Origin of the sequence: Methylobacterium planeticum, from assembly GCF_008806345.1 — a bacterium.
Lineage (GTDB): Bacteria > Pseudomonadota > Alphaproteobacteria > Rhizobiales > Beijerinckiaceae > Methylobacterium > Methylobacterium planeticum.
This window is the reverse complement of sequence record NZ_VZZJ01000061.1, coordinates 1-8,338: the sequence shown is the minus strand read 5'-3', so window position 1 is coordinate 8,338 and position 8,338 is coordinate 1. Positions and strand designations below refer to the sequence as shown.

Annotated in this window: 10 protein-coding genes and 1 pseudogene; all 11 read left to right on the top strand. The window is 68.4% G+C overall.

What is annotated here, in order from left to right; genetic code table 11:
* The first annotated feature begins 291 nt into the window (after nucleotides 1-291).
* Nucleotides 292-756, top strand: coding sequence for an urease accessory protein UreE (ureE, locus tag F6X51_RS27380; RefSeq protein ID WP_150967227.1), 465 nt, complete (start codon nucleotides 292-294; stop codon nucleotides 754-756).
* Nucleotides 750-1,433 (top strand): urease accessory protein UreF, encoded by a 684-nt coding sequence (locus F6X51_RS27375; protein WP_150967225.1) that lies wholly within the window; start codon nucleotides 750-752, stop codon nucleotides 1,431-1,433. Before ureE ends, F6X51_RS27375 begins: the two co-directional genes overlap by 7 nt.
* A 10-nt stretch (nucleotides 1,434-1,443) precedes the next feature.
* Entirely contained in the window at nucleotides 1,444-2,139 is a 696-nt protein-coding gene (locus tag F6X51_RS27370) for an urease subunit beta (protein WP_150967223.1), read from the top strand.
* Nucleotides 2,140-2,149: 10 nt separating this feature from the next.
* Entirely contained in the window at nucleotides 2,150-3,862 is a 1,713-nt protein-coding gene (gene ureC / locus F6X51_RS27365; RefSeq protein WP_150967221.1) for an urease subunit alpha, read from the top strand.
* A gap of 46 nt (nucleotides 3,863-3,908) precedes the next feature.
* Nucleotides 3,909-4,532, top strand: coding sequence for an urease accessory protein UreG (gene ureG / locus F6X51_RS27360; protein WP_150967219.1), 624 nt, complete (start codon nucleotides 3,909-3,911; stop codon nucleotides 4,530-4,532).
* 3 nt (nucleotides 4,533-4,535) lie between these two features.
* The gene (locus F6X51_RS27355) at nucleotides 4,536-5,372 is read left to right on the top strand and encodes an urease accessory protein UreD (RefSeq protein WP_150967217.1); all 837 of its coding nucleotides are present in this window, start codon (nucleotides 4,536-4,538) and stop codon (nucleotides 5,370-5,372) included.
* Between the two features lie 195 nt (nucleotides 5,373-5,567).
* Entirely contained in the window at nucleotides 5,568-6,821 is a 1,254-nt protein-coding gene (gene urtA / locus F6X51_RS27350) for an urea ABC transporter substrate-binding protein (protein WP_150967215.1), read from the top strand.
* Between the two features lie 116 nt (nucleotides 6,822-6,937).
* A pseudogene (locus F6X51_RS27345) lies at nucleotides 6,938-7,327 on the top strand (LysR family transcriptional regulator); the annotation flags it as partial.
* A 195-nt stretch (nucleotides 7,328-7,522) separates the two neighbouring features.
* Nucleotides 7,523-7,819 carry a DUF485 domain-containing protein gene (locus tag F6X51_RS27340; protein ID WP_150967214.1) on the top strand — a complete coding sequence of 99 codons (297 nt, stop codon included), beginning with the start codon at nucleotides 7,523-7,525 and terminating at the stop codon, nucleotides 7,817-7,819.
* A 58-nt stretch (nucleotides 7,820-7,877) separates the two neighbouring features.
* Nucleotides 7,878-8,018, top strand: a complete 141-nt coding sequence (locus F6X51_RS28415; protein WP_210250351.1) for a hypothetical protein — start codon at nucleotides 7,878-7,880, stop codon at nucleotides 8,016-8,018.
* Nucleotides 8,019-8,093: 75 nt separating this feature from the next.
* Nucleotides 8,094-8,338, top strand: a 245-nt coding sequence (locus F6X51_RS27335) for an acyl-CoA dehydrogenase family protein (RefSeq protein WP_150967211.1), incomplete at its 3' end; no start/stop codon positions are given.

Here is an 8,338-nt window from a genome sequence, read left to right as displayed (position 1 = left end):
CCCCGGCTGAGTGTCGAGCCTACCTCGCCTCTGCTGGCTACGACGCAAACTGATCGGATGTCGCTCTAATGCGGGCCCGCAGCCTGTTCCACCATCCCGACTGGCCGCGCTGGCTCAAGCGGCTGTGACGGTTCGCGACGGACAACCGCGTCGAGGCCGATCGAAAGGGCGCTCCGGAAGGGCTTCGGCCGGCACGGAACATGCCTCGCGGGTGGCAGGATCCCGGGAGAGGGCCTTGACCCCGGACAGCGTCCGGCCTCTCGGGGCAGGTCCGGCGGAGAGCGACATCAGATGCGGGTGATCCAACGCGTGCTGGGCGACAGGCGGGACGCCGCGATCGCGCATCGCCTCCATCACCTCGCGCACCACGGCGCGGTGGACGTCCTCGTGGTCTTGAGCCTCGACGTCGCCCGCCGCCGGATCCGCGCGACAACGGTCGCCGGCGAGGAGATCGCCCTGGCCCTGCCGCGCGACGAGCCCCTCTATGACGGCGCTGTGCTGGTTTTGGACGAGCATCATGCCATCGTGGCGCGTGTCGGAGCCGAGCGCTGGCTGCGCCTCGTTCCGCGGAGCCAGGCCAGCGCCCTCGAACTCGGCTATCACGCCGGCAATCTCCACTGGCGGGTGCGCTTTGCCGACGATGCGATCCTCATCGCGCTGGACGCTCCCGTGGAGGAGTACCTCGTCCGGCTCGGCGGTCTGGTCACCGAGGGGAGGGTCGAGCACGCGGTTCTCGACGAGGCGGACCCTTGCTGACGCGGCTCCTGTCCTTCCAGCAGGCCGATGCGGCCTTCCCGAGTGGCAGCTTCGCGTTCTCCAACGGGATCGAGGGTCTGATCGCCGGTGATCCCGCCTTCGACGCCGCGGCGCTGGTCAGGACCCTGACGGGGATCATCCGCTTCCGCTGGGCGGATTGCGACCGCGTCGCCCTGATCCTCGCCCACCGGGCCGGCACCGACCCGATCCGACTCGGCCGGATCGATGCGGCGATCGAGGCGGCGTCCCTCGTGGAGCCGATGCGCCTCGGGAGCCGGCGCAACGGCACCTCCCTGCTGACCGCGCATGTGCGCCTCGCGACGCCGGGGGCCGAGACCCTCCGCGAAGCCATCGGGGCGGGCGTCATGCTCGGCCACCTCGCCACCGTGCAGGGGGCTTTGTGGCGAGCGCTCGGCCTGTCGGACCGGGAGGCGGCGGCAATCGCGGGCTACCAGCTCGTTTCCGGCCTGATCTCGGCATCCGTCCGCCTCGGACAGATCGGAGCGATCGAGGGTCAGCGGGCCCTCCAGGCCGTGCTGCCGCTCGTCGCCGAAACGCTGGAGCAGCCGGTTCCCCAGGATCCCACCGGTGCGGTCGTGCTGACAGGCTTCACGCCGATGATCGAGATCGCGGCCATGCGGCACGCCCGTGCCGACCTGCGCCTGTTCGCCAATTAGGGAGGGCGCGATGCTGCTCACGCCGACCGAACTCGAACGTCTCACGATCTTCAGCGCCGCCGAACTCGCGCGCAGGCGCCGGGGGCGGGGCCTCAGGCTGAATCACCCGGAGGCGGTCGCGATCATCGCCGACGAGATCCTAGAGGGCGCCCGAGACGGGCGCAGCGTCGCCGATCTCATCGGCTGGGGCTCGACGATCCTGTCGATGGACGACGTCATGCCGGGCATCGCCGCCATGCTGCCGATCCTGCAGGTCGAGGCCGTCTTCCCGGACGGGACGAAGCTCGTCACCGTGCACGAGCCGATCCGCCCCCGCGAGGGCTCGCCCGCGGATACGGTCGAGCCCGGTGCGATCCTGCCGGCGGAGGGCGAGATCGAGCTCTCGGCCGGCCGCCCGCGCGTGACCCTCGACGTGATCAACACCGGCGACCGTCCCGTGCAGATCGGCTCGCATTACCACTTCTTCGAGGTGAACCGTGCCCTCGATTTCGACCGTGCCGAGGCACTGGGCTACCGCCTCGACATTCCGGCCGGCACCGCGGTGCGCTTCGAGCCCGGCCAGCGCAAGCGCGTGACCCTCGTCGGCTTCGGCGGGGCACGCGAGTTGACCGGGCTCAACGACCTGACCCAGGGCCGGATCGACGACGACGCGGCCCGTGCCGCCGCGCTGGCCCGGGCCAGGGCCCGCGGCTTCAAGGGCGCCTGAGGAGGACAGCATGGTGACGATCCCGCGCCGCGACTACGCCGCCCTTTACGGCCCGACCAGGGGGGACGGGGTGCGCCTCGCCGACACCTCCCTGGTGGCGGTGGTCGAGCACGATCACGCCGTCTACGGCGACGAGTGCCTGCACGGGGGCGGCAAGACCCTTCGCGACGGGATCGGGATGGCGCCCGGAATCACCGCGGCGCAGGGCGCGCTCGACTTCCTCCTCTGCAACGTCCTGGTGGTCGATCCGGTCCTCGGCATCGTCAAGGGTGATCTCGGCATCAAGGACGGCCGGATCGTGGGGCTCGGCAAGGCCGGCAACCCGGCGATCATGGACGGGGTCGATCCGCGCCTGATCGTGTCGGCCGGCACCACGGTCCGCGACTGCGAGGGCCTGATCGCGACACCGGGTGCCATCGACGTGCACATCCACTTCGATTCCGCGGCTCTGCCCGACCACGCCATCGCGTCCGGCGTCACGACGTTGCTCGGCGGCTCCCTCGGGCCGATCACCGTCGGCATCGATTCCGGCGGGCCGTTCAACACCGGCAAGATGCTCCAGGCGGCCGAGGCCTGGCCGGTCAATTTCGGCTTCCTCGGGCGCGGCAACAGCCACAGGCCGGCGGCCCTGACGGAACAGCTCGAGACGGGCGTTCTCGGCCTCAAGATCCACGAGGATTGGGGCGCGATGCCGGCTGCGATCGATGCCTGCCTCGGCTTTGCCGACGAGCACGATTTCCAGGTCCAGCTCCACACCGACACGCTCAACGAATCCGGCTTCGTCGAGGACACGCTGGCGGCGATCGGCGGCCGCGTGATCCACATGTACCATACGGAGGGCGCGGGCGGCGGCCACGCACCGGACATCATCCGGGTCGCGGGCCTGCCCCATTGCCTGCCCTCGTCGACGAACCCGACCAACCCCTACACGGTCAACACCTTCGACGAGCATCTCGACATGACGATGGTGTGCCATCACCTCAACCCGGCCCTGCCGGAAGACGTGGCCTTCGCCGAGAGCCGGATCCGGGCCCAGACCATCGCCGCCGAGGACGTGCTGCACGATATCGGGGCGATCTCGATGCTCGGCTCCGACAGCCAGGGCATGGGCCGGATCCACGAGGTCATCTGCCGGACCTGGCAGCTCGCCTCGAAGATGAAGGATCAGCGCGGCCCGCTGCCGGAGGAGAGGTCAGGCTTCGGCGACAACGCCCGGATCAAGCGCTACATCGCCAAGTATACGATCAACGCCGCCCGCACCTTCGGCATTGAGAAGCATATCGGCTCGCTGGAGCCCGGCAAGATGGCCGACATCGTGATCTGGCGGCCGGCCTTCTTCGGCATCAAGCCGGAACTGGTGATCAAGGGCGGCTTCATCGCCTGGGGTGCGATGGGCGACTCGGCCGCCTCCCTGATGACCTGCGAGCCGATGCTGATGCGTCCGCAATGGGGTGCGTTCGGGCTCGCGAAGCAGGGGCTCTCCGCCTGCTTCGTGCACCCGCTGGCGATCGAGGCCGACCTCGGCGGCCGGCTCGGTCTGCGCAAGGCTTTGCTGCCGGCGCGCGGCACCCGCACCCTCTCGAAAGCCGACATGCTCTGGAACGACGCCTGCCCGGAGATCCGGGTCGATCCGCAGACCTTCGACGTCTTCGTCGACGGCACGCTCGCGACCTGCGAGCCGGCGCGGACGTTGCCGCTCACGCAGCGCTACATGCTGCGCTGATGATCCGCGGCCTGCCTCCTGTCAGCCCTCCCGCATCACGGTCCCGATGAACGCTGCTCCCTTGAACGCCGCCCGTATCGGTATCGGCGGTCCGGTCGGCTCCGGCAAGACGGCCTTGATCGAGCGGTTGATTCCCGTGTTGCAGGAGCGCGGCGTCGACCTCGCGGTGATCACGAATGACCTCGTCACCAAAGAGGATGCCGAGCGCCTGCGCCGCTCGGGGCTGATCGATCCGGCCCGCGTCGAGGCGGTCGAGGCCGGAGCCTGCCCCCACACGGTGATCCGCGAGGACCCGACCCTCAACATCGCGGCGGGCGACGCGTTGGAGGCACGCTTCCCGGGCCTGCAATTGCTTGTCTTCGAGTCCGGCGGCGACAACCTCGCCTCGACGTTCTCGCTCGATCTCGTGGATTGGTGGATCTTCGTCATCGACGTCGCGGGGGGCGACGACATCCCGCGCAAGCGCGGTCCGGGCGTGCTGCGCTGCGACCTCCTCGTGGTCAACAAGGTCGATCTCGCGCCCCATGTGGGCGTCGACCTCGACGGGATGCTGGCGGAGGCCGGACGCGTTCGCGGCGGGAAGCCTGTCATTGCCACGAATGCGCGCTCGGGCCTCGGCGTCGACGGGGTGGCGGACGCGATCTGCCGCGCCGTGTTGTTCGCGCCCTAGCCCGTGCCCGACGCAACCCAAACCGGCCGCCGCTCGGAAGCGCGCCTCGTCTTCGCGCGGGGCGGCGGCACCTGCGTGCTGGCGCACCAGCACGTGCCCTATCCGTTCCACATCACGAAGCCCTTCCGGCTCTATCCGCAGCGGCCGGACCTCGTCACCCTCTACCTGCAATCGGCCTCCGGCGGCCTGTATCGCTGCGACCATCTCAGCCTCGGCGTCGAGATGCGGGCGGGCGCGGCCGCGCACGTCACAACGCAGGCTGCCACGGTCGTTCACCGCAGCTTGGGTGAGCCCGCCCGCCAGGAGACGGAGATCGAGCTCGGGCCGGATGCGTTCCTGGGGTTCATCCCGGACCCGCTGATCCTGTTTCCGGGGGCCGCCCTGGTGGCCTCCACGCGGGTCAGGCTTGAGCCGGGCGCCCGCGCCATCGTGGCCGAGAGCGTCGCCTGTCACGATCCCGAGGGGTCGGCTCGGCCCTTCGACAGCCTCGAACTCGCGCTCAGCGTCGAGACGCCCGAGGGCGTGCCGCTCGTCCGCGAGCGCGCCCGGATCACCGGAGCGGATTTTCTCGATCCGGCCTCGCCGCTCGGCGGATGGCGGGCCTGCGGAACCCTGGTCGTGCTGGGACCCGCCTCGGCCCAGCCTGATCCCGCGGATTTTCAGGCGGCGGCTGACGGCAGCGGCTGCCGCGCGGGGGTCAGCCCGTTGCCGAATGCTGCCGGACTCGGTCTGCGCCTCCTCGCACCCGATGGCGGGACCCTGTCGGCCGGCCTGGAAGCCGCCGCGCGCCTCGCCTTCGCGGCGCTCACCGGCCTCGAGCCGGCGCGCCGTCGCAAGTAAGGTTCGGTGGACCGCGCCGATGCTTCGGGCAGCGCAGCCCCTCATTTGTGCAGACCGCCTTAGATTTCATCTTGAGGCAAGGTATTTTCGCTGAGAGAAATAGATAACGGCAGATGTGCGAGGCAGTCTGCGGAGGTTGTTCCGTCCGGAGCGGGCCGGCGCAAGCTCTCACGCGGGATGAAGGATTCGTCGGCCATGCCATCGAGGGACACGACGCGTTTCGCCCTTCGCCGCCGCCTGCTGCTCGGCCTGGCGACAGCGCCCCTGATCGTCTCCGCGGCCCTGTCCCGGGCCTTCGCGGCAGGGCCGGCCTCAGCGGTCAACACCACGGGCCTCGCGGTCACCGACGCCGAGGTCACGGTCGGCATCCTGCACTCGGTCTCCGGCACGATGGCGATCTCCGAGACCGGGGCGACGCAGGGGGAGAAGCTCGCGATCGAGCAGATCAACGCCGCGGGCGGCGTGCTCGGCCGCAAGATCAAGATCATCCAGGAGGACGGCGCCTCCGACTGGCCGACCTTCGCCGAGAAGGCCAAGAAGCTTCTCGTCAACGACCATTGCGCGGCGGTGTTCGGCTGCTACACCTCGGCCTCGCGCAAGGCGGTGCTGCCGGTGTTCGAGCAATACAACGGCCTCCTGTACTACCCGACCTTCTATGAAGGTCTCGAGCAGTCCAAGAACGTCATCTATACCGGCCAGGAGGCGACGCAGCAGACGCTGACGGGGCTCGACTGGGTCCACAAGGAGAAGGGCGCGAAGTCCTTCTTCATGGTCGGCTCGGACTACATCTGGCCGCGCACCACGAACAAGATCGCCACGAAGCACATCACCAATGTGCTGAAAGGGACGGTCGTCGGCGAGGAATACCTGCCGCTCGGCCACACGCAGTTCAACTCGGTGATCAACAAGATCAAGCTCAAGAAGCCGGACGTGATCTTCGTCACCGTCGTCGGTGGCTCGAACGTCGCCTTCTACAAGCAGCTCAAGGCCTCCGGCATCGATCTGTCGAAGCAGACGCTCATCACCCTGTCGGTGACCGAGGACGAGATTGAGGGCATCGGCGGCGAGAACATCGAAGGCGCCTATTCCTCGATGAAGTATTTCCAGCCGCTCCAGAACCCGAACAACGACAAGTTCGTCGCCGCGTTCCGGAAGATGTGGGGCGACAAGACCGTCATCGGCGACGTCACCCAGGCCGCCTATCTCGGACCGTTCCTGTGGAAGATGGCCTGCGAGAAGGCCGGCTCCTTCGATGTCGACAAGGTGATCGCGGCCTCCGCGGGCATTGAGATGAGCGATGCCCCGGAGGGCTACGTCCGCATCGACCCGAACCATCACCTCTGGTCGAAGGCCCGGGTCGCCCGGGCCAGGGCCGACGGGCGCTTCGAGGTGGTCTACACCAGCCCGGACCTGATCAAGCCGGATCCATTCCCGAAGGGCTACCAGTAGCGCGCCTCCGTGCGCTTCGCCCCGGTCCATCGAGCGGCGAGCCCGCCTCATGCCGTTGGCTTCGCCGCTCGGCTGAAATGAAGAGGGTCTGATCGTCCGTCGGGCCAGAGTGCCGCATGTTCGATTGGAACGGCCTGACCCTCTTCCTGGAACTCGCCCGTCATGGCCGGCTGATGCCGGCCGCGCGTCGGCTGAAGGTCGACAACACCACGGCCAGCCGCCGCATCGCCGAATTGGAGCGTGGCCGCGACACCAAGCTGTTTCAGCGCTGCTCCGACGGCTTCCTCCTCACGGAGGCGGGTCACGCGCTGTTCGTGATCGCGTAGGCCATCGAGCAGACGATGCGCTCGGTGCCGGAGGCGCTCGGTTTGCAGGACGCGACCCAGCCCGCGGGCCGCGTCCGGGTCGCCAGCATCGAAGGCATCGCGGCGTTCTACCGGTCGGCCGGGTTCAGCGAGCTCGGTGCGACCAGGCCCGGCATCGTGGCCGAGCTCGTCACCGAGCGCCCCGAGGGTCCGGAGGCGTTCGGTCCGGATGCTGCTTCGGCCCATATCGGCTTCGGGGAGACGGTGCCTGTCCGGCAACTTCGCCACCTTGGGCGCTGACACGGTTCGCGCACCATTGTGCCCTGCGCCGATCTCAGGAGATTCATTCTCCCAGAGCTTTTCGTCAGACCCGATGCCGATGGACGGAAATGCAGCATGCTTTCACCCGACAGCGTGATCCTTCCTCAAGAGGTCGATGAGTCTACGAAGCTTTCGAGAAGGAAATCGCGCGTCGCGATCGCGTCGAGCGTCGTGATGATCACGATGTATTTCGTTTTCATGAGCATGTTCGCGTTCGCGAAACCGACGCTCGGCACGATCCTGGCGCCGGGTTTGTCCCTCTGCATTCTGCTGGGGGCAGGCGTGATCGTCGGGTCCTTCGTGCTGTGTCTCGTCTACGTCGTTTGGGCAGATCGATTTGACGATCCGGCCGTGCGCGGCATCATGAGCTGAGGAGCGCGCAACGCAGGCCGCGAACAACCCACTCGCCGTCACGTTCTTCTTCGTCTTCATGGCGCTGACGCTCGGCATAACCGATTGGCCGGCCCATGCGGTCGATCATCGGCGCATCGTCGGCGCGATGCGGCTGCAAGGAACCCGAGACCAAGAACATCCTCCCGGCGCCTCGATCTTTGAAATTCTGTTTCGTTGACGATCTGCCGACGCGGTCCGACCTTACGCGTGGCCTTGCGGACATGCCGCGGCCGCCTCGTATCCTCGCATCCCCATGACCGTTGCCGTTTCCCCGCCTGACCCTGCCCGCACGCTCGCCGAGGGCTTCGCCGCCCGCGCGGCCGAGCACGATCGCAGCGGCGCCTTTCCGCACGCCAATTTCGCGGCCCTGGGCGAGGCCGGCCTCCTCGGCCTCACGGTTCCGTCCCGGCTCGGCGGTGGCGGCGCGGGGCTAGTGCAGCGACGCTGTCAGAGGATTCACGAGGCGGGTGATGCATGCGAGTCTGGGCAATGGCCCAG